The 21,921-nt window shown below is 40.4% G+C and carries 23 protein-coding genes; 13 read left to right on the top strand and 10 right to left on the bottom strand.

What is annotated here, in order from left to right:
* Positions 1 to 67 precede the first annotated feature (67 nt).
* Complete coding sequence (locus PNIG_RS13750) at positions 68 to 802, bottom strand: enoyl-CoA hydratase/isomerase family protein (RefSeq protein WP_086993265.1); 735 nt, start codon at positions 800 to 802, stop codon at positions 68 to 70.
* A gap of 311 nt (positions 803 to 1,113) precedes the next feature.
* Here PNIG_RS13750 and PNIG_RS13755 point away from each other — a divergent pair, with 311 nt between their 5' ends.
* The 4 genes from PNIG_RS13755 to queG all read left to right on the top strand — a co-directional run bounded on the left by PNIG_RS13755 (position 1,114) and on the right by queG (position 5,163).
* Positions 1,114 to 1,980, top strand: coding sequence for a DMT family transporter (locus PNIG_RS13755; protein ID WP_011329130.1), 867 nt, complete (start codon positions 1,114 to 1,116; stop codon positions 1,978 to 1,980).
* Complete coding sequence (locus PNIG_RS13760) at positions 1,977 to 2,669, top strand: glycerophosphodiester phosphodiesterase (protein WP_089368721.1); 693 nt, start codon at positions 1,977 to 1,979, stop codon at positions 2,667 to 2,669. Before PNIG_RS13755 ends, PNIG_RS13760 begins: the two co-directional genes overlap by 4 nt.
* A gap of 24 nt (positions 2,670 to 2,693) precedes the next feature.
* A complete protein-coding gene (locus tag PNIG_RS13765; RefSeq protein WP_089368722.1) occupies positions 2,694 to 3,914 on the top strand; it encodes a methyl-accepting chemotaxis protein in 1,221 nt (406 codons plus the stop codon).
* A 109-nt stretch (positions 3,915 to 4,023) separates the two neighbouring features.
* Positions 4,024 to 5,163: a tRNA epoxyqueuosine(34) reductase QueG gene (gene queG / locus PNIG_RS13770; RefSeq protein ID WP_220488969.1), complete on the top strand. Its 1,140-nt coding sequence runs from the start codon at positions 4,024 to 4,026 to the stop codon at positions 5,161 to 5,163.
* Positions 5,164 to 5,205: 42 nt separating this feature from the next.
* Here the strand turns inward: queG and PNIG_RS13775 are convergent, their stop codons facing one another.
* Positions 5,206 to 5,691, bottom strand: a complete 486-nt coding sequence (locus tag PNIG_RS13775) for a GNAT family N-acetyltransferase (RefSeq protein WP_089368723.1) — start codon at positions 5,689 to 5,691, stop codon at positions 5,206 to 5,208.
* A gap of 91 nt (positions 5,692 to 5,782) precedes the next feature.
* On the opposite strand from PNIG_RS13775, the gene PNIG_RS13780 reads away from it, so the two are divergent.
* The 6 genes from PNIG_RS13780 to PNIG_RS13805 all read left to right on the top strand — a co-directional run bounded on the left by PNIG_RS13780 (position 5,783) and on the right by PNIG_RS13805 (position 11,313).
* Complete coding sequence (locus PNIG_RS13780; RefSeq protein ID WP_011329135.1) at positions 5,783 to 6,358, top strand: glutathione peroxidase; 576 nt, start codon at positions 5,783 to 5,785, stop codon at positions 6,356 to 6,358.
* Between the two features lie 86 nt (positions 6,359 to 6,444).
* Positions 6,445 to 6,726 carry a peptidylprolyl isomerase gene (locus PNIG_RS13785; protein WP_011329136.1) on the top strand — a complete coding sequence of 94 codons (282 nt, stop codon included), beginning with the start codon at positions 6,445 to 6,447 and terminating at the stop codon, positions 6,724 to 6,726.
* Positions 6,727 to 6,786: 60 nt separating this feature from the next.
* Positions 6,787 to 7,365: a glutathione S-transferase family protein gene (locus tag PNIG_RS13790; protein ID WP_011329137.1), complete on the top strand. Its 579-nt coding sequence runs from the start codon at positions 6,787 to 6,789 to the stop codon at positions 7,363 to 7,365.
* Positions 7,366 to 7,382: 17 nt separating this feature from the next.
* Entirely contained in the window at positions 7,383 to 7,733 is a 351-nt protein-coding gene (locus tag PNIG_RS13795; protein WP_011329138.1) for a DUF2750 domain-containing protein, read from the top strand.
* 167 nt (positions 7,734 to 7,900) lie between these two features.
* The gene (locus PNIG_RS13800; RefSeq protein WP_011329139.1) at positions 7,901 to 8,581 is read left to right on the top strand and encodes a site-specific integrase; all 681 of its coding nucleotides are present in this window, start codon (positions 7,901 to 7,903) and stop codon (positions 8,579 to 8,581) included.
* 158 nt (positions 8,582 to 8,739) lie between these two features.
* Positions 8,740 to 11,313, top strand: coding sequence for a M1 family metallopeptidase (locus tag PNIG_RS13805; RefSeq protein WP_089368724.1), 2,574 nt, complete (start codon positions 8,740 to 8,742; stop codon positions 11,311 to 11,313).
* Positions 11,314 to 11,559: 246 nt separating this feature from the next.
* Here the strand turns inward: PNIG_RS13805 and PNIG_RS13810 are convergent, their stop codons facing one another.
* Both PNIG_RS13810 and PNIG_RS13815 read right to left on the bottom strand, forming a co-directional pair.
* Positions 11,560 to 11,925 (bottom strand): hypothetical protein, encoded by a 366-nt coding sequence (locus PNIG_RS13810; protein ID WP_011329141.1) that lies wholly within the window; start codon positions 11,923 to 11,925, stop codon positions 11,560 to 11,562.
* Between the two features lie 74 nt (positions 11,926 to 11,999).
* Positions 12,000 to 12,878 carry a TolB family protein gene (locus PNIG_RS13815; RefSeq protein ID WP_086993260.1) on the bottom strand — a complete coding sequence of 293 codons (879 nt, stop codon included), beginning with the start codon at positions 12,876 to 12,878 and terminating at the stop codon, positions 12,000 to 12,002.
* Between the two features lie 116 nt (positions 12,879 to 12,994).
* Here PNIG_RS13815 and PNIG_RS13820 point away from each other — a divergent pair, with 116 nt between their 5' ends.
* The 3 genes from PNIG_RS13820 (at position 12,995) to yjjG (ending at position 15,211) form a co-directional block, all read left to right on the top strand.
* Positions 12,995 to 13,900: a phosphoribulokinase gene (locus tag PNIG_RS13820; protein WP_011329143.1), complete on the top strand. Its 906-nt coding sequence runs from the start codon at positions 12,995 to 12,997 to the stop codon at positions 13,898 to 13,900.
* A 76-nt stretch (positions 13,901 to 13,976) separates the two neighbouring features.
* Positions 13,977 to 14,522 (top strand): inosine/xanthosine triphosphatase, encoded by a 546-nt coding sequence (gene yjjX / locus PNIG_RS13825; RefSeq protein ID WP_089368725.1) that lies wholly within the window; start codon positions 13,977 to 13,979, stop codon positions 14,520 to 14,522.
* Between the two features lie 14 nt (positions 14,523 to 14,536).
* On the top strand, positions 14,537 to 15,211 hold the full coding sequence (gene yjjG, locus PNIG_RS13830; protein ID WP_089368726.1) for a pyrimidine 5'-nucleotidase: 675 nt from the start codon (positions 14,537 to 14,539) through the stop codon (positions 15,209 to 15,211).
* Positions 15,212 to 15,295: 84 nt separating this feature from the next.
* Here yjjG and lpxC read toward each other — a convergent pair whose 3' ends face one another.
* From lpxC to murC, 6 genes are all read right to left on the bottom strand, one after another.
* Positions 15,296 to 16,207 (bottom strand): UDP-3-O-acyl-N-acetylglucosamine deacetylase, encoded by a 912-nt coding sequence (gene lpxC, locus PNIG_RS13835; RefSeq protein ID WP_011329146.1) that lies wholly within the window; start codon positions 16,205 to 16,207, stop codon positions 15,296 to 15,298.
* A gap of 103 nt (positions 16,208 to 16,310) precedes the next feature.
* Positions 16,311 to 17,561 (bottom strand): cell division protein FtsZ, encoded by a 1,251-nt coding sequence (gene ftsZ / locus PNIG_RS13840; RefSeq protein WP_089368727.1) that lies wholly within the window; start codon positions 17,559 to 17,561, stop codon positions 16,311 to 16,313.
* 21 nt (positions 17,562 to 17,582) lie between these two features.
* The gene (gene ftsA / locus PNIG_RS13845; RefSeq protein WP_011329148.1) at positions 17,583 to 18,815 is read right to left on the bottom strand and encodes a cell division protein FtsA; all 1,233 of its coding nucleotides are present in this window, start codon (positions 18,813 to 18,815) and stop codon (positions 17,583 to 17,585) included.
* Positions 18,812 to 19,591: a cell division protein FtsQ/DivIB gene (locus PNIG_RS13850; protein WP_089368728.1), complete on the bottom strand. Its 780-nt coding sequence runs from the start codon at positions 19,589 to 19,591 to the stop codon at positions 18,812 to 18,814. Before PNIG_RS13850 ends, ftsA begins: the two co-directional genes overlap by 4 nt.
* Before the next feature lies 1 nt (position 19,592).
* The gene (locus tag PNIG_RS13855; protein WP_089368729.1) at positions 19,593 to 20,513 is read right to left on the bottom strand and encodes a D-alanine--D-alanine ligase; all 921 of its coding nucleotides are present in this window, start codon (positions 20,511 to 20,513) and stop codon (positions 19,593 to 19,595) included.
* On the bottom strand, positions 20,510 to 21,919 hold the full coding sequence (gene murC / locus PNIG_RS13860; RefSeq protein WP_225740939.1) for a UDP-N-acetylmuramate--L-alanine ligase: 1,410 nt from the start codon (positions 21,917 to 21,919) through the stop codon (positions 20,510 to 20,512). The genes PNIG_RS13855 and murC overlap by 4 nt, the downstream gene beginning before the upstream one ends.
* Positions 21,920 to 21,921: the final 2 nt, after the last annotated feature.

Below are 21,921 nucleotides of genomic sequence, written 5' to 3' on the forward strand. Positions count from 1 at the left end.
TAAAATTAGTAACTAAAATTAGTAGCTCAAACAAACTCATTAAGGCCTGTTTGACGTTAAGTTAGAATTATTTTTGCTGTAAATTTTTCCATAACAATTTACTGATATTATCGATAAAGATCGGATCTTCTGTTTCCATGGTTAACACTATTTGTTTATTCATTTGGGTTTTATTTTGAGCGTAAATCCAACGGTTTTTATTAAACTGTTGTGCAAAGCCCAGCGCACCTGCTTGTAATTGAGCTTCATCGGCAAAAATAGCTTCTACTACTTTGTTATCTAATAACTCTTGTGCCCCTACTCGCATACCCGACATAGCTAAACGGTTAAAAAAGGCTTGTGGAATAGCTTTATTAATAATAGGAAACATTGAGGGTAAAAATGGCACCATCACATCGACTTCAGGAAAACAAAAAAATCCTTTATCAGATTTCATTAGCCTAAAATCACAAGCGCAGGCCAATACTGCACCATTACCAAAAGTATGGCCGTTTAACGCGGCAATAATCGGCATAGGAAACGTAACAATGCGTTTTAATAACGCGGTTACATCGCTCATAAAGCCGGCAATTGTTTCTGGGGTATTACTCGTATTAGCCATCCACTCTAAATCGATTCCCAATGACCAATTTTTTTCACTGTTAGATGTAAGCACCACCGACTTAATATTTTTATCGGCTTCTATTTGATCAAGATGCTGATTAAACTCAGCCAAAAACTCTGGATTATGGCGGTTTTCGGGGGTATTCATGGTTAAAACGGCCGTGCTTTCTTCGGTTTTTATTGCTATAAAACGTGTCATTTATTCCCTCATTTTTCATTATTTTAATTATTAATGCTGTTTCAGCAGCGCGTTTTTGTTATTAATACACTCAAGCTTGGTTTAGTGTTTTTACGCACAACTTTACAAATAAACGTTTAATTCCTGTATTTATCAATTTTAAACGCAGTAACCTACTAACGAGTGTAAGCTAAACGAATATTAAAAGTAAATTCGATTTTAGTTACATTACCTTAAATACAACTAACTTTGCTTACATTTGTCACGAAAACTCAAAAACTCATCTTAACCATTGTCTGCAATATTTAGATGAGCCAACATAAGGAAATAACATGCAGTCGCAACAGCAAAGTTTAATTTACCTACACATTGCCGTATTACTCTTTGGCGGCACTGCGCTATTTGCAAAGTTAATTGGTTTAAATGCACTCGACATTACCGTGTATCGTGCAGCCATAGCCGGCATCGCTATTTTTATTTTGCTCGGCATGCAAAAAAAGCCGATTAAGCTAAACCAAGGTAAAGATTACTTAATTGCCCTGTTACTCGGTGTGGCAGTAGGCATACATTGGGTAACTTATTTTGCGGGAATGCAACTTGCTGGGATCACCATTGGTATGTTGGCTTTTTTTAGCTACCCGGTAATAACCGTGTTTTTAGAACCGTTTTTTCATAAAAGTAAGCCCAAAGCAAAAGACATTATTAGTGCGGCGGTAGTGTTAATCGGCATTTATTTATTAATACCTAATGCAAATTTAGGGAATGATGTAACACTTGGGGTGATCACTGGGGTTATTTCGGCGTTCTTTTTTGCCATTCGTAATATCATTCATAAGCGCTATTTTAATCAATACGGTGGCCCGCAAACCATGTTTTATCAAACCTTGGTTGCCAGCCTAATGCTTTGCGCGTTTATTGAAGTGCCTATTTATGCGACCACTAATCACGATTTGGTGCTTATTTTAGTTGCGGGAGTTATATTTACCGCAGCTCCACACTCATTATTTGCTGCCAGTTTAAAGCATTTATCGGCGGCAACCGCGGGGCTAATTGCTTGCCTTCAGCCACTTTACGGCACATTATTAGCTATTATTATTTTGCATGAGCGCCCCTCTATCGCCACTTTTATTGGTGGTGCATTAATTGTTAGCGCTGCTTGTTTTGAAACTTGGTCTATTGCACGGAAATCACGCCAATGAAAGTATTTGCCCATCGCGGTGCCAGTGGGCACTTTCCAGAGAACACCCAAAGCGCCATTATGGCGGCCTTACAAATAGGCGTTGACGGCATTGAAGTAGATGTACAAAGCGCACTTGATGATTACATGATCATTCACGACACTTGGCTTGATAGAACCACTAACGGCGTAGGTAAAGTGTGTAACTTTACTGCTGCTCACATTATGCAACTCAATGCTGGTAATGGCGAAAAAGTACCAACTTTACAGCAACTTTTTGATTGGAATAATAATCAAACACTCTTAAATTTAGAGCTAAAACATACTTTTAATCTTGAACAGTTTGCTACTCAAGTTGAAAAAAACATTACAGAAAAACGCATATCAGCAGATAACATTTTAGTGTCGTCGTTCGATCATCATCAACTAGCCTGGTTAAAAAAACGCTTACCTTGGCTAAAAATGGGTGCACTAACGTCATCTATACCAATTAATTATGCAAAGTTTGCTGAAGACTTAGGCGCGTACAGTGTTCATGTAGATAAAAACTTTATAAATAAAGCCTTTGTAGATGATGCAAAACAACGTGGTTTAATAATTTATGCGTACACTGTAGACAAACAACAAGATATAAAGCTGATGCTAGATTTAGGTGTGGATGGTATTTTTACAAATTATCCGGCACAAACTAAAGCTTACTTAGGTGATTAATAATAACCAAATGGTCTGTACATAATGAGTAGCTATATGCGAATTTATAATTTTTTAGAAAAAACACTTTTTTTTACCTTAACGCGCAAAATTGTGGGTAATTTAAGTTTTGTATTTTTATTTCAGGCTATTACTTTATTTTGGCTGTATGAAAGCTTAACCCTAAACCAACAAAGTACTGGGTTATTTTGGGCATTAGCTTTAGTGATTGTGGCTGGCTTTATTTTCACCCTATTTTATATGCGATTTTTAATGGTGCGCCCAGTCAAGGCAATGCGCGACACGCTAATAAATATAAACCAGCAAGATGCAGACTTATCGGCAAAGTTACCCCATTTTACTTATGATGAGTTTCGTGAACTAAGCGAGCAATACAATCTTTTTACTACTCATTTAAATCAGCTACTAAACACAACCTACAATAGCGCCCAAGCAGGCGTGCAAAGTATCGAGCAAGCAACTCAGTCTATGCAACGTACTGAACAATTAAGCGGACAACAAATACATTTAAGCCATACCATTATAAATGCCAGCAACCAAATAGCGCAGAGCTTACAAAATATAGTAAGCAATACCGACAGCGTGCATAAAATAAATAGTGAGCATTTAAATTTTGTTAAGCTTTCGGCAACAGAGTTGTCGGCCTTAGTGCAACAAGTAAAATTAATAACCGATATGCTAACCGGCTTTTCGGCAACTATTTCAGGCTTAAAAGAAAACAGTGAAAACATTCGTAGCATTTTAAAAATGGTGGAAGAGTTTTCTGATCAAACCAATCTACTAGCCCTAAATGCCGCCATTGAAGCAGCAAGAGCCGGTGATGCGGGACGTGGTTTTGCGGTAGTTGCCGATGAAGTGCGTACTCTTTCAATTAAGGTAAGTGGTGCAACGCGGCAAATTAGTGATTTTATAAACCAAATGAACGAGCTAGTAAACGAAACAAATAAAGAGTCAGAGCAATTAATTACTCACTCACACAATGCGCAAAAATCAATTAATAGTACTTCTAATGGTTTTACTAATATGCTTACTGAATTTGAGCATAACCAGCAACAGTTACAACAAATTGCCGAGGCTGTGCACTTACTTGAGCAAACACAAAATCAAACCCACCAATCGGTAGAGCATATTGTAGCGCTTGGCGAGCAAGCCAAACAAACCATAGATACAGCACTTAATGATTGCCAACAATCACAAACCCTCAGCCAACAAACACAACAACAACTAAAACGCTTTGTGCAGTAATACCTATTTTATTAAAAATAGGTATTTGCTAACAAGCTTATGGGTATAACAAGCGTTTTACCCATAAGCTAAATATGTTAAATTACCCAGCTATTTATTTAACCGTGTGATGCATGTGAGCGACGCAGTTCCTGATTATAAAAACCTTGCCCAACAAATTAAAGCGTGGGGACAAGAGCTTGGCTTTAGCGAAGTAGGTATTACTGATATAGACTTAAGCAAGCATGAAACGCAGCTGCAACGTTGGCTCGACGCCGGCTACCATGGCAATATGGATTACATGGCCGCTCATGGTATGAAACGCGCTCGCCCTGCTGAGTTAGTGCCAGGAACGCAGCGTGTTATTTCGGTAAAAATGAATTACCTGCCCCCCGATGCAGGTTTTGCCAAAACCCTTAAAAACTCAGAAAAAGCGTATATAAGTCGCTATGCTCTTGGCCGCGACTACCATAAATTAATGCGTAATCGCTTAAAAAAATTAGGCCAAAAAATAGAGCTCGAAATTGGCGAATACGGTTTTAGGCCTTTTGTCGACTCAGCCCCGGTACTTGAGCGCCAACTTGCTGAAAAAGCAGGCTTGGGCTGGCGCGGTAAACACTCATTACTTATTAATAAAGAAGCCGGTTCTTGGTTTTTTTTAGGTGAGTTATTTGTTGATTTACCGCTGCCCATAGATGCAGAAAACACCTTTGAAGGCTGTGGTAAATGCGTAGCTTGTATAACGCTATGCCCAACTGGCGCTATTGTTGAGCCCTACGTGGTAGATGCACGTAAGTGTATATCGTACTTAACCATTGAGCTACAAGGCCCTATTCCAGAGCAATACCGAACATTATTAGGTAACCGCATTTATGGTTGTGACGACTGCCAATTAGTTTGCCCGTGGAATCGTTATGGCCAACTTACCGACGAAAATGATTTTCATCCGCGCACCCAATTAAAAGATAAAGACCTGCTTGAGCTGTTTGCTTGGGATGAAGCCACTTTTTTAAAAAACACCGAAGGCAGCCCTATTCGTCGTATTGGCCACGAGCGTTGGTTGCGTAATTTGGCTGTAGGCTTAGGTAATGCTGAATTTAGCCCTAGCATTATTCATGCCCTAGAAGATAAAAGCTTAGCTTGCAGTGAACTGGTTTTAGAGCATATAAATTGGGCGCTGCAACAGCAACGCAATAAGCAAGGTACTATACTGCGTAAAACCGCAAGGCTTATCAGAATTGTTGAAAAAGGCCTACCCCGCGACGCTTAAATGTTTAGGTGTGGAGTAAGCACTTTTAATTAATCGCTACGGTTATAGGTGCTTACCAAAAATAGTTAAGCTGTAAGGGTTATTATCCATAATGGCCACCTGTGGTAACTCGCCCCACACACTAAAATTAAAGTATTTAAATAGTTTAATACTGGGTAAATTATGACTAAAAATGAACCCTAGCAGCACTTTAATGTTAAGTTGCTTAGCTTGCGTTTGGGCAAACTCCATTAGTGTTTTACCTAAACCTTTGCCTTGTGCTTTAGCGGTAATATAAATACTTATTTCTACCGTGCCTTCGTAAGCTACGCGCCCATAAAACGGTTTATAACTAAGCCATGCTAACACTTGGTCATTTTCAGAATATACATAAATTGGCCGTAGAGAAGTGTGACTATCAAACCAAGCTTGCTTGTCGGTAACGCTTACCTCTTCGGTATCGGCGGTAACCATTCTGCTGGCAATGGTTTCGTTATAAATTGCGACTATAGTTTTTAAATCTTCTGGGCGTGCTAAACGGATTGTCATAAGGTCTAGATAAGGTTGATCAGTTGCGTTTATATTAGCGTATCATTGAGGCTATAAACAATATGTAACCTTTTAACTTTAGGCATTAAAAATGATAAAAATAATATTATTAGCATTAATGGCGTTACTTTTACCCACATTAGCTCAAGCGCAAAGCACGGCTGAGCACCCCATTAAAAAACAAAATAACTGCCAAGACTTTACTAACGTTACTTTGCGTAAACTACGCTCAAAAGAGTTTGTTAACTTATGCCAATTTGAAAACCAACCGCTGCTAATTGTTAATACAGCGAGTAACTGTGGCTTTACGCCGCAATTTGCAGGGCTTGAAGCGGTTTATAATAAATATAAAGATCAAGGCTTAGTGGTATTGGGATTTCCTTCTGATGATTTTTTTCAAGAAGAAAACAACGAGCAAGACACCGCCAAAGTCTGCTTTGTTAATTACGGGGTTACTTTCACTATGTTTGCCACCAGCGCAGTGCGCGGCAGCGATGCAAACCCTATTTTTAAACACTTAAATAGCCAAACCAGCTCACCTAATTGGAATTTTTATAAGTATTTAGTGTCTGCTGATCGTAAAACAATTACGCGCTTTAACAGTAAAGTAGCCCCCGAATCAGAAAAACTAACTGCAGCAATTGAAGCGACATTAGCTATTAACTAGGTTAAAACCGTTACAATTAGTTTAAACTAACTAAAACACACGTTAGTATGATCAAAAAACAACCAGATTAATTTTTAGGAGATTTTATGACAGTGGCAAGCGCAAGACATATATTAGTAGATAGTGAAGCACAGTGTTTAGATTTAAAAGAAAAAATTGAACAAGGTGAAGACTTTGCTGTGTTAGCAAAAGCACACTCTAACTGTCCTTCAGGTCAAGATGGCGGTGCTCTTGGTGAGTTTGGCCCAGGTATGATGGTGCCAGAGTTTGATAAAGTGGTGTTCTCTGCGCCAATTAATCAAGTACAAGGCCCAGTACAAACACAGTTTGGTTACCATTTACTTGAAGTAACCAGCCGTTCAGAGTAACTTATTCTGTACTGTAAATTTTGAAAAAAGCCGCTTATGCGGCTTTTTTATGGAGTAATTATGCAACTATTTGGTTCTGTTACCTCGCCTTATGTACGCCGTATTAGAATATGGGCGCTGGAAAATAACTGTGATTTAGAGTTTATTAATCTGGATATTTTTTCAGCGCAAGATCGCCCAACTATGGTGAGCAAAAACCCAGCACGCAAAATCCCTATTCTCGTAGATGGCAATTTAACCCTTAGTGATTCAAACTCAATACTGCGTTATTTACTTGAAAAAACAGCACAGCCAAAATTAACTTGGCCGCAAGAGCACTTACTTACCACTATTAATGCCTGTAATGACTCTTTAGTGGAAATGCTTTTATGCCAGCGCTCTGGTTTTGATACGCAAAGTGATGCGTTATTTTTTAATTTGCAAAACGAACGTATTGTTGAAACATTACACTTTTTAAATGATCATTTAACTGATGATGAATTTAAAGGCTGTGAATACCTCAACATCAGTTTATACTGCCTGCTTGATTGGATTTGCTTTCGTGAACTAACCGACATTAGTCAGCATTCAGCGCTTGTTGCTTTTTATGAGCAATATGGCCAACGCCAAGCAGCAATAAATACCAGTCCTAGTCATTAATTTAAAAAGGTAAACACATGAGCGATATCGAGATTGAATCAGAACTAGTCAACTTTGTTGAAAAAGTACGTATGAGCGAAGTAATTTGGGCACTAGGTGCAGAAGATAATGGCTTTGTAGTGTGTGATTCAAATCAATTTGACGAGACTGACGTATTACTACTTTGGGAAAGCGAAGCGGCTGCTAAAGCTCAGTGTAAAGACGAGTGGAAAGAGTACAGCCCAGTAGAAATTGGCCTTGATGAATTTTTAGATGAATGGGTTGAAGACCTAAACGAAGACAATGCTTTAGTTGGCCTTAACTGGAATGACGACCAAGTATGCGTAGAAATTGAACCAGTAGGTTTAGCACGCGCATTAAGTGAATAATTCACTATAGCTTAATTAATAAAGCATAAAAAAAGCCAACTGCATTCGTGCTAGTTGGCTTTTTTGTTTTAATTAATTAGGTATAAGTATTTATACCCAAAACATACTCGCATCTTGCTATGTTTTGGGTATAAAATGTATTTTGTCATTATTTTCAAGGTACACCGTTGAAAACCCATCTTGGTCGCCGTCCTTTTTCAGCTATGGAGCTGCACACACTTTACACTGGCTATATTTATGGCGATATGCGCGTGGTGCGTGAACAAGCAAAACATTGGCATTTTTGGTTGCCATTAATTGCTTACTATACGGGCGCTTATAGTGACGAAATAGGCTGTTTAACACTTGATGACTTAACTGTTGAGCAAAATATTTTATGTTTTAGTTTTCATACCCACGGAAAAATAAAACCGCGACTTATTCCTGTACATCAAGCGCTAATTAATGCTGGCTTTAACGACTATTTAGCATTTATAAAAAGCCAAAACCAACAGCGATTAATGTTCGACTTGCCAGCTAAAACCGGTCGCTACAGCGAAAAAGTTCGCATTTGGTTTAGCGGCGAAGGCGAGCGCGCTGGTTACTTACAAAAATGTGCAATTCCAAACATTGACCAACTCGGAATGAAAACCGCTATAAGTAGCCTGCGGCTTAACTTTGAGCAGCAAGTACGTATTTATGCACTGCAAGCCAACTCTAAAGACGCGTTTAATTATTTAATGGGCTTTAACGAATACCCACACCCAAATTATAGCAATGTAGCAGTGTTAAATAGCATAATTGGGCAAATTCGCGTTATTAACTCACAACTGCATTGGCAGCGCTTTATCAATCGCGATAGTCACTGACAAACTTTGTTACTCTTTACTCGTCCAAATCCGGGGTTATTCGATTACTCCATAAAAGAAAGCTGCTAGGATATCCGCATATAATACCGTTTCTATTGAGGTAGCGTGGTAACGCTGTCTGCTTTAGTCATTTATAACAATAATAAACTAGGGATACTATGTTTCTTAAAAGCCTCTTAACCGTAAGTGTTGCATTCGCGATGAACGCAGCAAATGCTAACGAATTCGTAATTGAAAAACTCGCAAAACCAAGCAGTCAATCAGTGTCGTTAACACTCGATCCAAGCCAAGATACCTTTACTGGAATGACTGAAATTATTTTAGAAGTACTCAAGCCAACTAACTACATAGAACTAAACGGCGTGGCTTACGCAACTAAAATGGCACAATTACTTGGCGAGCAAAATTGTGACTTAAACAGCGAAATGCTCAAAACCGGTAAAGTAAAATTTAGCTGTGATGAGCAAATTCAGCCGGGTAAATACACCTTAAAAATTGATTTTTCAGCGCCATATAATCGCCAAAGTGTTGGGCTATATAAAACCTTAGATCAAGGTACACCTTACTTATTTACTCAGTTTGAAATGAGTGATGCGCGCCGTGCATTTCCGGTGTTTGACGAGCCAAGCTACAAAATTCCATTTCAGCTCACTATTACCGCGCCTACCTCACAAAAAGTATATGCCAATACACCTGAGCTTAAAACTACAGTAAATGGCGACATGACCACCCACTTTTTTGATAAAACACCGCCTATTCCTTCTTATTTAGTAGCAATGGCTGTGGGCCCTTTTGAAGAGCTTAATGTTGAAGGTATGTCGGTGCCAGGGCGCGTAATTACCCCACAAGGTAAAATTCATTTAGCCCAGTACGCAAAAGAAAACATGCCAAAAGTACTAGGCGCACTTGAGGCGTATTTTGGTATTCCTTATGTGTATCAAAAACTAGATTCGGTGGCTGTACCTGAATTTCCGTTTGGTGCCATGGAAAACTCAGGACTTGTAACCTACCGAGAAGATATTTTATTGGTTGATTTAGCTGCCGCTACGCGCAGTAAAAAACAACGCAATGTGTCTATTATTGCTCACGAACTTGCACACCAATGGTACGGTAACTTAGTCACTATGAAGTGGTGGAACGATTTATGGTTAAACGAAGCGTTTGCTAGTTGGATGGCGGCAAAAATTACCAAGCAACTAAACCCTGAATTTGAATCGCACCTAGATTTACCACAAAATAACGTTATGCCACTTGATGCGCGTTTGAGTACTAAACCAATTCGTAAACCAATTAAAACCGAAGCCGATATTATGGATGGTTTAGGCCTTGCTTATAGCAAGGGTAGCTCGGTACTTGCTATGGTTGAAAACTGGATAGGTGAAGAGGCCTTTCAAAAAGGTATTCAAAATTACTTAAAAGAATTTTCCTATAAAAATGCCGAAGCTGCCGATTTATGGCAAGCACTTGGCAAAGCTTCTAATAAAGATGTAGCGAGTGTTTTAAAATCGTTTATTGAGCAATCTTCCTACCCACTGATTAAAGTAGCTCAGCAAGGTAGTAAAATAACTATATCGCAAAGTCGCTTTGTAAATGCCGGTGTTGATGCGCCTGAGCAATTATGGAATGTGCCTGTTGCAATTAAATATGGCGCGGGCGATAAAGTAAAAACAGCGAACGTATTACTTAATAAACAAAGCCAAACGCTAGATTTAGATTTTGCACCCGAGTGGATTTATCCCGATCAAGGCGCATTGGGTTATTACCGCTGGGTGATGGACGATGCACAGTTTAGTGCGCTTATCGACAATGCTGCTGACAAGCTAGATGACCGCGAACGTTTAGCGTTATTATCTGCTACCGATGCACTACTTGATGCTGGTGTTATATCGGCCGCTAAGTTAATGCAAACGCTTGAAGTATTTATAAGCGACAGCCACCCTCGCGTTGCTAATACCGCGCTGGGCTATTTAGTATCGCAACAACGCACCTTTAAAGACGATAGCAATAAAGACTTATGGCCTAAATTTATTCGTGGTGCAGTAACCCCTGCGGCTAAAAAATATGGCTTAGAGGCAAAAGTAGGTGAAGATGGCGCTATTTCACAACTTCGAGCTGCGGTTGTATCGCGTTTAGGTTTTGATGGCGAAGATCAAAATGTGATCAATAAAGCAAAACAGCAAACTCAGGTTTATTTAAACGATCCACAAAAAGTAGACCCGTACTTAGCAGGTACTTATTTAACTTTAGCTGCTTTTAACGGCGATAAAGCGTTGCTTGATCAATTTATGGCAACCTTTAAAACCACCAAAGATCCACAAGTACGTACTAATATGCTCTCGGCTATGGGCTACTTTGCAAAACCTGCACTGCAAAAAGCAGTATTGGCTTACAGCTTAACAGATGAAGTAACCGCATCCGACATGCGCACTATTTTAGCAGGACAAAGCTATACTGATGAGCGCCAAGCGCTGTTTATTGACTGGGTTTACAGTAATTACGATAAAGTAACAGCAAGCTTACCGCCGTTTTTTATCCCTAACCTACCGTATTTTACAACTGCAAATTGTGATGCAAATAGCTTTGCCACAACACAAAGCTTCTTTAATACTAAGTTAGCTGAAATACCAGGTTACGCTCGTACTTTAAGTAAACTAGAAGAAAGCACTAATGATTGTATTGCACTGAAAAATCGTGAGCTTGAATCGGTTAATAACTTCTTAAAAGGTAAGTAGCTATATTAGGGTTCTAGGTTTTATTTTAGAGCCTAGAGCTGATAACAAAACCAAGCTTCGTAGCTAATAATTTACTGCGAGCTTGGTTTGTTTTTTACTAATACCTAGCATTTTGCGCTGTGGTGTTAAATTTACCAGGCTTTAAAAAAGCGCGGTATACTGCCTTGCCTACTTATAACCTAAACCCAGCTTGGCCGATATTTTGTTAAATCTGAAGCCTGAAAGCTGATTTATAAACCTTTACTATTACCCACCTAAAATCATCGTTAGTTTAGCAATAAAATCTTTTGCTGCTTGCTCAGAGTTTATTTTAAACGCGACACCATAATGAATCGGCTGTGCACTTTTATAAATGCGCGTAGGAAAACGCGTCATTTCGCTACTATGAAAATAACCCTGAGTACGCACTACCCCATCAATATCGGTAAAATCATCACTAAACACTTCAAATGCTGGGCGAATTATAATTTTACCTTTGCCGCCTTCACTGTGCGTGTAAAACGCTTCTTTTGAATTAACTAACATGTATTCGGCAATATTCTTTATTTTAAAATTACTTCTACACTCTAATTTAATTAGCTGCTCAGTAAGCTCGTCTGCACTATAAGCCACGTTGTAATCCCTATTAGTTAAATTTGCGCATAACCTTAACGCATACGCATTATAAAGTCTGAAATTTATTTAAATTAGTCCTCAGCTACATCACAAACAAAAGCAAGTTTGTCGTTGTTATAACTCATACGGGTAATATTGGTATGGCAATAGGGTGTTAAATCCAGCCATTGCGATACAGTGTTATTGCCACTAAGGTTACGTTGGTAAACACGGTTGTTAAGCGCATAAGCCAGCGTACTGTCGTCTTTTAAGATAAAGTCTTGTACTTGTAGCGGCAATCTAAGTAAGTTTTCTACCTGCTTAGTTTGTGGATTAAAACGCGCTACAATATGTTGCTCATTTTGGGTGTAACTAAATATAAACTGCGCCATTGTATGATTGTAAATAAGCGTACGACCAATGTTTTTTGCCACAACTTGCCCTTTTGCCGCTGCAACCAAGCTATATTGTAATGTATGTGGCTCACCTAAAATAAACATTACTAAATCGTTATTTATACCCCATGCGTGATATCCCACTGGCTCTATCCAGTCAAAAATACGACTTGCTGCAACTTCGCTATCAAGCGGATATTGCCATAGCTTTTGCTTGCCATTGGCCTCTACCACAATTGCCGATAAGCTTTGTTTATTTGGCATTACGGTTGGTGAGTATTCGCTTACTGGCGTATTGGTTATATTAATAATTTGTTTTGTTGCAAAGTCGTAGTAAGCAATATCGGTTTGGCTTTGCTCAATACTTAATACTTCATGGGTAAAGTAAACACCATTATTGTGTATATGAGGCTGATTATTATAACTATCACTGTCGCTCACAATAGTAACTTGCAGGCCATAAGGAGTATTTAAATCGGCTAATAATACTTGGCTTTTGGGCATACTTGCCTGTGCTACTGAGAGCGTTAAAGCGCTTATTGAAAACAACCCTAGTAGTGGTTTTAAAAATTTCATGCTCTATCTCGTTTTATTTTTAAGCACCCCATGATAACGTTATTTGCTGATTACGTCACTTGACCTAGACCAGCAACATCTTTATAACTAACCGGGTCTTATAAAAGAGAATTAATATGTCAGCTAAACATCCTATTATTGCAATAACCGGCTCTTCAGGTGCGGGGACAACTACCACCACGAATGCAATTAAACATATTTTTCGTAGCCTTAACATTAGTGCGGCTTTTATCGAAGGGGATAGCTTTCATCGTTACACTCGCCCTGAAATGGAAAAAAAAGTACGTGACGCGCAACAAGAAGGCAAACATATTAGCTACTTTGGCCGCGAAGCCAACGACTTTGGTTTACTAGAAACCCTATTTGATAGCTACGGTGAAACCGGCCAAGGTAAACTGCGTCGTTATTTACATACCTTTGACGAAGCGGTCCCTTACAACCAATTGCCCGGCACATTTACTCCGTGGCAAAACCTAGAGCAAAATACCGATTTATTATTTTACGAAGGATTGCATGGCGCTGTTGTAGATCAAGAGCACAATGTGGATGTAGCAAAACATGTAGATTTACTTATTGGTATGGTGCCCATTATCAACCTTGAGTGGATCCAAAAGCTGATCCGCGACACCTCTGATCGTGGTCACTCACGCGAAGCGGTAATGGGATCTATAGTGCGCAGTATGGACGATTATATTAACCATATTACTCCACAATTTTCACGCACCCATATTAACTTTCAACGAGTCCCTACCGTAGATACCTCTAACCCGTTCAGCGCAAAAGACATTCCATCACTCGATGAAAGCTTTGTGGTGATCCGCTTTAGGGGCATTGAAGATGTCGATTTTCCGTACTATTTACAGATGATCCAAGGTAGCTTTATGTCGCGTATTAATACCTTGGTAGTGCCTGGCGGTAAAATGGGCTTGGCAATGGAGTTGGTACTTACCCCACTCATTAAAGATATTATTTTAAAAAAACGAGCATTAGAAAACCTAGCACCACTGGATTTACCTATTTGATATTGGATAACCCACTGCCCTTTTTTGTTAAAGCCAACTCACGTACACTGCTGATTTTGCTTAAAGTGAGATCAGCATGTCGCAACCATTAAAAGTTATTGTGGGCTCTAAAAACCCAGTAAAAATAAATGCTGCTAAGTGCATTTTTAGCATATATTTTCCAGAGCGTGACATTGACTGCCAAGGTGTAAATGCTCCCTCGGGTGTGCCTGATCAACCTATTGGTGAAGAGCAAACTCGCATTGGCGCACAAAACCGAGTGAATTACTGCAAAGAGCACTACCAAGCCCACTATTATGTGGCCATGGAAGGCGGTGCAGAGCAATTTAGTTACGGTGCCGCAACCTTTGCCTATGTAGTTATCGATAACGCGGTAAATCAAGTTGTAGGACGCAGTAGCAACCTACCTTTGCCGCAAATACTGTATAACGCATTACTTAATGGTGCAGAGCTTGGCGATGTTATGGATAAGACTTTTAATACCACCAATATAAAGCAGCAAGGCGGCGCTATTGGTTTACTCACTAATAACCACGCCACCCGCGAAAGTACCTATACTCAGGCACTTACTTTGGCCATGGCACCTTTTTTACATTCAGCGCTTTATTGCCAAACAAATTAATTTTAGGAAGTTTAATGAAATACAGTTACGTGCTGTTTGATGCAGACGAAACCTTGTTTAGATTTGATATTTTAGCGGGCATGACTCGCATGTTTAAAACATATAACGTAGATTTTAGCCAAGCCGACTATCTTCATTATCAAAAAACCAATAAGCAACTATGGGTTGATTACCAAAATGGCGACATTAGTGCCGACTACTTGCAGGTTACTCGCTTTAGCGAATGGGCTACTAAACTAAATGTGCCAGCAAAAGAGCTTAATGATGCATTTTTAGATGCTATGGCAGAAATATGCGAGCCGCTACCCGGTGCCATAGAGCTGTTAAATAAACTTAAGCCCCACGCTAAGTTAGGTATTATTACTAATGGTTTTGCACGTTTACAAACCGTGCGCCTTGAGCATACTGGTTTAAAAGATATGTTTGAATGGTTAGTCATTTCTGAATTAGTGGGCATAGCTAAGCCTAATAAAGCTATTTTTGACCATACCTTTGAATTAATGGGTAACCCAGATAAAAGCCAAATATTAATGGTTGGCGATACTGCCACAAGCGATATTTTAGGCGGTAATAATGCGGGGATTGATACCTGCTGGTTACAACACCCAAACGAGCAGTTGCCCGAGGGTATAAAGCCTACCTATACCGTTACTCATTTGAAGCAGTTAAAAAGTATTTTAGAGCTGTAGGTAGCTACGCACTTAAAGTATTTTCAATAGGCAAAAAAAATGACGCTAATTAGCGTCATTTTTTATAACTGTGTGAGCAATAAATTAGGCTGGCGCTAATTCAAGGCCGGGTGCAGGCATCGTTACAGGCGTTTCAAAGGTTGCCCACTCCCATGCTGACTCAGTAGCCATTAATTTACGTAGTAATTTATTATTTAAATCGTGACCCGATTTAAATGCAGTTACTTTACCTAAAATGTTATGACCTGTCATAAACATGTCACCAACACAGTCTAATATCTTATGCTTAACAAACTCATCGCTGTAGCGTAAACCGTTTGGATTTAACACTTTAAACTCATCAAGTACTACTGCGCTATCCATGCTGCCACCTAATGCTAGGTTGTTAGCATGCATATATTCAATGTCTTTCATAAAACCAAAAGTACGTGCACGGCTAATTTCTTCAATAAAGCTTTTCGTCGTAATATCTAAACCAATACGTTGGCGACTTTCATTGATAGCTGGGTGATCAAAGGCAATTTCAAAGTCGATATGAAAACCGTCATACGGTTCTAACTCGGCCCATTTATCGCCTTCTTCAATACGTACTTTTTCTTTAATACGAATAAAGCGTTTTGCTGCATTTTGCTCTTCAATACCGCCTTTTTGTAACAAATAAATGAATGGTAATGCACTACCATCCATTATTGGCACTTCTGAGCTATCTAATTCTACAATTAGATTATCAATACCCATTGCAGCAACAGCGGCAATAAGATGCTCAGTAGTTGATAAGCGAACACCATCTTTGTTAATTAAACAGGTACATAATTGCGTATCACCAACGGCTTCAGGTGTTGTTTCAAAATCAACAACCGGATCAAGGTCGACACGACGAAATACAATCCCAGTATTTGCGCTCGCAGGTCGGAGAGTTATTGTGACCTTCTCACCTTTATGAAGTCCAATTCCTATGGCTTTGACTACTTGTGCAATCGTTCGCTGTTTAATCATAGGTTCGCTCACTTAAATTCAGTTACAGTTAGACGGCGGATACTAACATAAATACGCCGCAATTGCAATATTCGTTCACATTTCAAACGAAATACTGTTTATATTAATCAGCTTGTTTACGTAAAAAAGCAGGAATATCAAAATAATCTCCGCCTTCTGACTTATCTGATTTTTTGTTACTTGGCGCTGCAGCACTCGTTGTGCTTTTGTTAGCACTAGATGAAGTTGTTTTTTCGTTACTTTCAACTTGCGTCTTTGCTGTGTTTTCTTCAGCGCTTGTGCCTTGGCTTGCAAAGCTTGGTACGTACATGCTGCTACTTTGGTTTGAAGTGCTGGCTACATCAGAACCTGATGCTTTTTTAAAGCCATTATCAACAATGCCAAACTGCGGACGACGATCGCCACCTAAGCCAGTTGCAACTACAGTTACACGTAATTCATCGGTCATTTCAGGGTCAATTACTGCACCTACAACCACAGTAGCGTTTTCTGATGCCAATGCTTTTACGTGGTTACCAACGATCTCAAATTCTTCAATCGCAATGTCCATACCCGCAGTAATATTAACCAAGATACCTTTAGCACCTGTTAAATCTACGTCTTCAAGTAATGGGCTTGAGATAGCCGCTTCTGCTGCTTCTTGCGCACGATCAGGACCTGATGCAGACGCTGTACCCATCATTGCAGGACCCATTGCTGACATTACTGTACGTACGTCGGCGAAATCCACGTTGATCAGACCAGAGCGAGTAATTAACTCTGCAATACCCTGAACCGCACCAAATAATACGTCGTTAGCTTTAGCGAAGGCATCTAAAAGTGTAGTCCCTTTTCCTAAAACTTTAAGCAGTTTATTGTTTGGAATTGTAATAAGTGAATCTACAATTTCTGACAATTCATTAATGCCTTGTTCAGCAGCTGCAGCTCGCTTTTTACCTTCAAAGTCAAAAGGACGTGTAACTACTGCTACGGTTAAAATACCAAGCTCTTTTGCAATTTTTGCCACTACAGGCGCTGCACCAGTACCAGTACCGCCGCCCATACCTGCTGCAATAAATACCATGTCGGCACCTTCAAGGCTGGCACGAATTGTATCAGCATCTTCTTCAGCTGATTGACGACCTATTTCTGGGTTTGCACCGGCTCCTAACCCAGAGGTTATTTGCGTGCCTAATTGTACAGTAACGTGCGCTGCTGAGTTACGTAATGCTTGTGCGTCTGTATTAGCAGCAATAAAGCATACGCCTTCAATTTGCTGTTTTACCATGTGCTCAACAGCGTTACCGCCGCCGCCGCCCACGCCAATTACTTTTATTACAGCTTCTTCGCTATGTTGTTCCATCATATCAAACATGTTTACTCTCCGACTTGAGTACTAAAACTCGCCTTGGAACCACTTAGTAATGCGGCTCCATAAATTATTATTCCCTTCTGCTTTCAACTTTTGTGCATTCATTGATTGCATGGTACGCCCGTATTGTAACAAACCAACAGCGGTTGCGTACGAAGGATCGTCCACATAGTCTGTCAAACCAACTATCCCAATTGGTTTGCCTATTCTTACCGGCATTTGGAAAATATCTTCTGCTACTTCCATTGCGCCGGCCATTTTAGCAGTTCCGCCTGTGATAACGAGACCTGCTGCAATTTGGTCTTCTAACCCTGAGCGACGAATTTCTTCCATCGCTAATTCAAATAATTCTCTAAATCTTGGCTCTACCACTTCCGATAATGTATGACGTGACATTAATCTAGCTGGGCGTCCGCCTACACTCGGTACTTCTATGGTGTCTTCATTACTGGCCATTTGGCTACTAGCACAGGCGTATTGTACTTTGAGTGCCTCTGCATGTGATATAGGTGTGCGAAATATTTTTGCTATATCGCCAGTTACTTGGTTACCCGCCACCGGAATAACCGCTGAGTGACGCAGTGCACCATTAATGTATATAGTGATATCCATAGTGCCACCACCAATATCAAGTACTGCTACTCCCAGCTCTTTTTCATCATCGGTCAGTACCGAGTAACATGAGGCAAGTGCAGTAAAAATAAGCTGGTCAACTTCAAGCCCACAACGCTGTACACATTTTTCGATATTTTTTGCCATATCGTTTGAGCACGTAATAATGTGAGCACGTGCTTCCATACGTACGCCGCTCATACCGAGTGGATTTTTAATCCCCTCTTGCATGTCGATACTGTATTCTTGTGGTAACGCATGTAGCATTTTACGCTCTGCTGAAATAGGCACTGAGCGGGCAATATGAATCACATTTTCAATGTCTTCATCGGTTACTTCGGTGTTGTTAATTGCTACTACACCGCTTTCGTTTTGGCATTGTATATGCTTGCCAGAGATACCAAGGTACACTGAGCTAATACGACAATCAGCCATCAATTCGGCTTCGTCTATGGCTCGGCGAATAGACTCAGATACTAAGTTTAAATCGTTTACGCCGCCTTTATCCATACCTCGGGATATCTGCGTGCCTACACCAACAATACTGAGTTTGTTGTCTGCGGTGATTTCACCTACCGTTGCAATCACTTTTGAGGTGCCAACGTCTAATCCAATCACTAGGTTTCTTTCTGCTGACTTAGTCATGCCTTACTCTTATTTTGTAATTGTTCTTCTTGCAATGGCTTAAAGCTGACTGCAAGGCCAGTATCGTAGCGTAAATCGATTGCATCTATTTGAGCATCTGCACGCTTTTCCATGCGTGGATAAACGTCTATAAAACGCTGTACACGCTTAGCTTTATCTTTGCGCCCTAAATTTAAGCGCACTCCATTATCTAGCCACAACTGCCATGAGAAACGCTCCGATAACGCTAAACTTTTTAACGTTAATGCGTTTACTTTTAGCATTTCGTCAAATTGCTGAAACGCAATCCATGCTTCTTGCTCACTGCCCTCTGGGCCATATAGTTGAGGTAAGTTTTTACTTAACTTATTACTTTTAGCTTCAAATGCATCGCCGTTTTGATTAAGTAACAAGTCACTATTCCAATGCGCAACAGCGCGGTGCTCAACTACATAAACTTGCAGTGTGTCGGGCCATTGTTTACGCACCGATACACTTGCCACCCAAGGTAAATCTTGTACCAATTGCTGTACATGCTTTACATTAAGGTCAAAAAAGCTAGTTAAATCTGCTTTTTTAATCGCCCTAATAATAGCGATTTCGTCGGTATATTTAGGATTACCCTGCACCATTAAGTGTTTAATTTGGGCATCTTTATTTTCTACCAACCAATCCGATACACCTGTAGTAATTTGCACTAAGCCGATTACGACAGCTAGAAAAAAACTCACCCCAAAAATTAGCGACCAGTTAAGTTGCTGTTTGATTTGTAGCGTTTTTTCTAAAAGGGGATGCATATTAAAGTGTTTGCTCCAAAATGCGAACAACTAATTGCTCAAAACTTGCACCATGTGCTTTTGCCGCCATAGGTACAAGCGACTTTTCGGTCATACCGGGTACTGTATTTACTTCTAATAAGTAAAAATCACCTTGCTGATCTTGCATTGCATCTACGCGTCCCCAGCCGCTAGCACCTACTAAATCAAATGCATCGAGTGCCATTGCTTGTAAGTGCTCGGTATCTGCAGGCGATAAATCTGCCGGGCAATGATACTGCGTGGTGGTTGCTTGATATTTAGCTTGGTAATCATAAAAACCATTGGGGGTTGTCATTTCGATTACTGGCAACACTTCATCGCCTAATACCGTTATGGTAAATTCGCGGCCACTGATCCACTGTTCAACTAGCACTTGGCTATCAAACTTAAACGCATTACTCAGTGCATCTTCAAGCTCTTGTGGCGTGCTTGCTTGTGCCATACCAATACTTGAGCCTTCGTGTGACGGCTTTACCATCACTTTTTTAAATTGCTGCATTATTGCCGCTGCATCAAAGCCTTTTTTGGCATCAACCACGGTATAAGGAGCGGTACTTAACCCTGCCGATTTAAATAAATGCTTACAACGCACTTTATCCATAGCCAGCGCTGAGCCTAGTACGTTACTGCCAGTATACGGCAGGTTCATAAATTCAAGCGCACCTTGCACTGTACCGTCTTCGCCACCACGACCATGCAGTGCAATGAACACTCTATCAATTGCTAACTCATTTAGCTCCCATAACGGGCGCTCTTTTGGGTCAAAGGCAATGGCGTTTATGCCATGATTTTGCAATGCATTTAATACCGCTTGTCCTGATCTTAATGACACTTCACGCTCTGCTGAGTTACCCCCTAACAGCACCGCTACTTTACCAAACTGCGTATTTAACTGTGTCATACTTCACCTTGTTTAAGTTTTTCTATCGACATACCCGTAGCGGCTAAGGTTTTTACTAATTGCCCTATGTTGCCAGCCCCTTGGGTTAATACTAAATCGTTATTTTGTAAGCAATCGGCTAATACGCTTGCCAGCTCTGCGCTATTAGCTACGTGGCGGGGCTCTTTACCGCGCTGGCGTAAACTACGGCATAAGCTTTTACTATCTGCGCCTACAATTGGCTCTTCGCCAGCACTGTATACATCGAGTAATAACAACTGATCAACCTCGGCTAATACCTTTACAAAATCTTCGTACAAGTCGCGAGTACGAGTAAAGCGATGAGGTTGATACACCATAACTAAACGCTTATCTGGCCAGCCTTCACGAGCAGCGGTAATAGTGGCGGCCACTTCTGACGGATGATGCCCATAATCGTCAACTAACATTACGCTACCACGTTCGTTTTCAAATTCACCGTAGTGCTGAAAACGTCGGCCAATACCTTCAAATTTTTGCAATGCTTCTAAAATAGCGAAATTAGCAATATTTTGATCTTTTGCTACCGCTATAGCTGCAGTGGCATTAAGTGCATTATGCTTGCCTGGCATATTTAGCGTTGCGGTTAAGCTCTCGCCTTGTTTATTGGTTACCGTAAACTTGCACGTGTTTGCCGACTGGCTAAAGTCGCTCATGCGATAATCCGCATCGCTCGACTCACCATAAGTAATCACTGGGCGACCAAAACGCGGTATAAGCTCGCTCGCGACTTCAGAGTCAATACACACTACAGCTAAGCCATAAAACGGCAGGTTATGAATAAAGTCCACATAAGTGTCTTTCATTTTTTCTAGGCTGCCGCCATAGGTTTCCATGTGATCTTCTTCAATATTAGTGATCACCGATACCATTGGCTGTAAGTGTAAAAATGAGGCATCGCTTTCATCCGCTTCGGCGATTAAAAAGTCGCTTTTACCTACTTTTGCATTGCTGCCGGCACTATTTAACAAGCCACCAATTATAAATGTTGGATCAAGGCCAGCTTGTGCATAAATACTGGCAATTAAACTGGTTGTTGTAGTTTTACCGTGTGTACCCGCAATAGCTATACCGTGGCGAAAGCGCATTAGCTCAGCGAGCATTTCGGCGCGGCGTACCACAGGTACTCTTGCGGCCTTTGCGGCTATAATTTCTGGATTTGTTTCATCAATAGCACTGGAAACAACCACTACATTGGCATCTTTTACGTTATTTTCGTGATGCCCAATAAACACCTCTGCACCGGCTTTAATTAACCTGTCTGTCATAGCGCTGTGCGCAATGTCTGAACCGGTAATCCTATAACCTTCAAACGCGAGTACTTCGGCAATGCCGCCCATGCCTGCGCCGCCAATACCAACAAAGTGGATGGTTTCAATGCGACGCATTG

It is taken from the genome of Pseudoalteromonas nigrifaciens, assembly GCF_002221505.1.
Classification (GTDB): Bacteria; Pseudomonadota; Gammaproteobacteria; order Enterobacterales; family Alteromonadaceae; genus Pseudoalteromonas; species Pseudoalteromonas nigrifaciens.

Bases quoted from the DNA above. Each gene is read 5' to 3' on its own strand.
- PNIG_RS13760 (WP_089368721.1), top strand. From the start codon at position 1,977: ATGAAAGTATTTGCCCATCGCGGTGCCAGTGGGCACTTTCCAGAGAAC.
- ftsZ (WP_089368727.1), bottom strand. From the start codon at position 17,561: ATGTTTGATATGATGGAACAACATAGCGAAGAAGCTGTAATAAAAGTA.
- ftsA (WP_011329148.1), bottom strand. From the start codon at position 18,815: ATGACTAAGTCAGCAGAAAGAAACCTAGTGATTGGATTAGACGTTGGC.
- PNIG_RS13755 (WP_011329130.1), top strand. From the start codon at position 1,114: ATGCAGTCGCAACAGCAAAGTTTAATTTACCTACACATTGCCGTATTA.
- yjjX (WP_089368725.1), top strand. From the start codon at position 13,977: ATGTCGCAACCATTAAAAGTTATTGTGGGCTCTAAAAACCCAGTAAAA.
- PNIG_RS13850 (WP_089368728.1), bottom strand. From the start codon at position 19,591: ATGCATCCCCTTTTAGAAAAAACGCTACAAATCAAACAGCAACTTAAC.
- PNIG_RS13750 (WP_086993265.1), bottom strand. From the start codon at position 802: ATGACACGTTTTATAGCAATAAAAACCGAAGAAAGCACGGCCGTTTTA.
- PNIG_RS13775 (WP_089368723.1), bottom strand. From the start codon at position 5,691: ATGACAATCCGTTTAGCACGCCCAGAAGATTTAAAAACTATAGTCGCA.
- PNIG_RS13795 (WP_011329138.1), top strand. From the start codon at position 7,383: ATGAGCGATATCGAGATTGAATCAGAACTAGTCAACTTTGTTGAAAAA.
- PNIG_RS13790 (WP_011329137.1), top strand. From the start codon at position 6,787: ATGCAACTATTTGGTTCTGTTACCTCGCCTTATGTACGCCGTATTAGA.
- queG (WP_220488969.1), top strand. From the start codon at position 4,024: ATGCATGTGAGCGACGCAGTTCCTGATTATAAAAACCTTGCCCAACAA.
- PNIG_RS13785 (WP_011329136.1), top strand. From the start codon at position 6,445: ATGACAGTGGCAAGCGCAAGACATATATTAGTAGATAGTGAAGCACAG.
- PNIG_RS13765 (WP_089368722.1), top strand. From the start codon at position 2,694: ATGAGTAGCTATATGCGAATTTATAATTTTTTAGAAAAAACACTTTTT.
- murC (WP_225740939.1), bottom strand. From the start codon at position 21,919: ATGCGTCGCATTGAAACCATCCACTTTGTTGGTATTGGCGGCGCAGGC.
- PNIG_RS13780 (WP_011329135.1), top strand. From the start codon at position 5,783: ATGATAAAAATAATATTATTAGCATTAATGGCGTTACTTTTACCCACA.
- yjjG (WP_089368726.1), top strand. From the start codon at position 14,537: ATGAAATACAGTTACGTGCTGTTTGATGCAGACGAAACCTTGTTTAGA.
- PNIG_RS13805 (WP_089368724.1), top strand. From the start codon at position 8,740: ATGTTTCTTAAAAGCCTCTTAACCGTAAGTGTTGCATTCGCGATGAAC.
- lpxC (WP_011329146.1), bottom strand. From the start codon at position 16,207: ATGATTAAACAGCGAACGATTGCACAAGTAGTCAAAGCCATAGGAATT.
- PNIG_RS13820 (WP_011329143.1), top strand. From the start codon at position 12,995: ATGTCAGCTAAACATCCTATTATTGCAATAACCGGCTCTTCAGGTGCG.
- PNIG_RS13815 (WP_086993260.1), bottom strand. From the start codon at position 12,878: ATGAAATTTTTAAAACCACTACTAGGGTTGTTTTCAATAAGCGCTTTA.
- PNIG_RS13855 (WP_089368729.1), bottom strand. From the start codon at position 20,513: ATGACACAGTTAAATACGCAGTTTGGTAAAGTAGCGGTGCTGTTAGGG.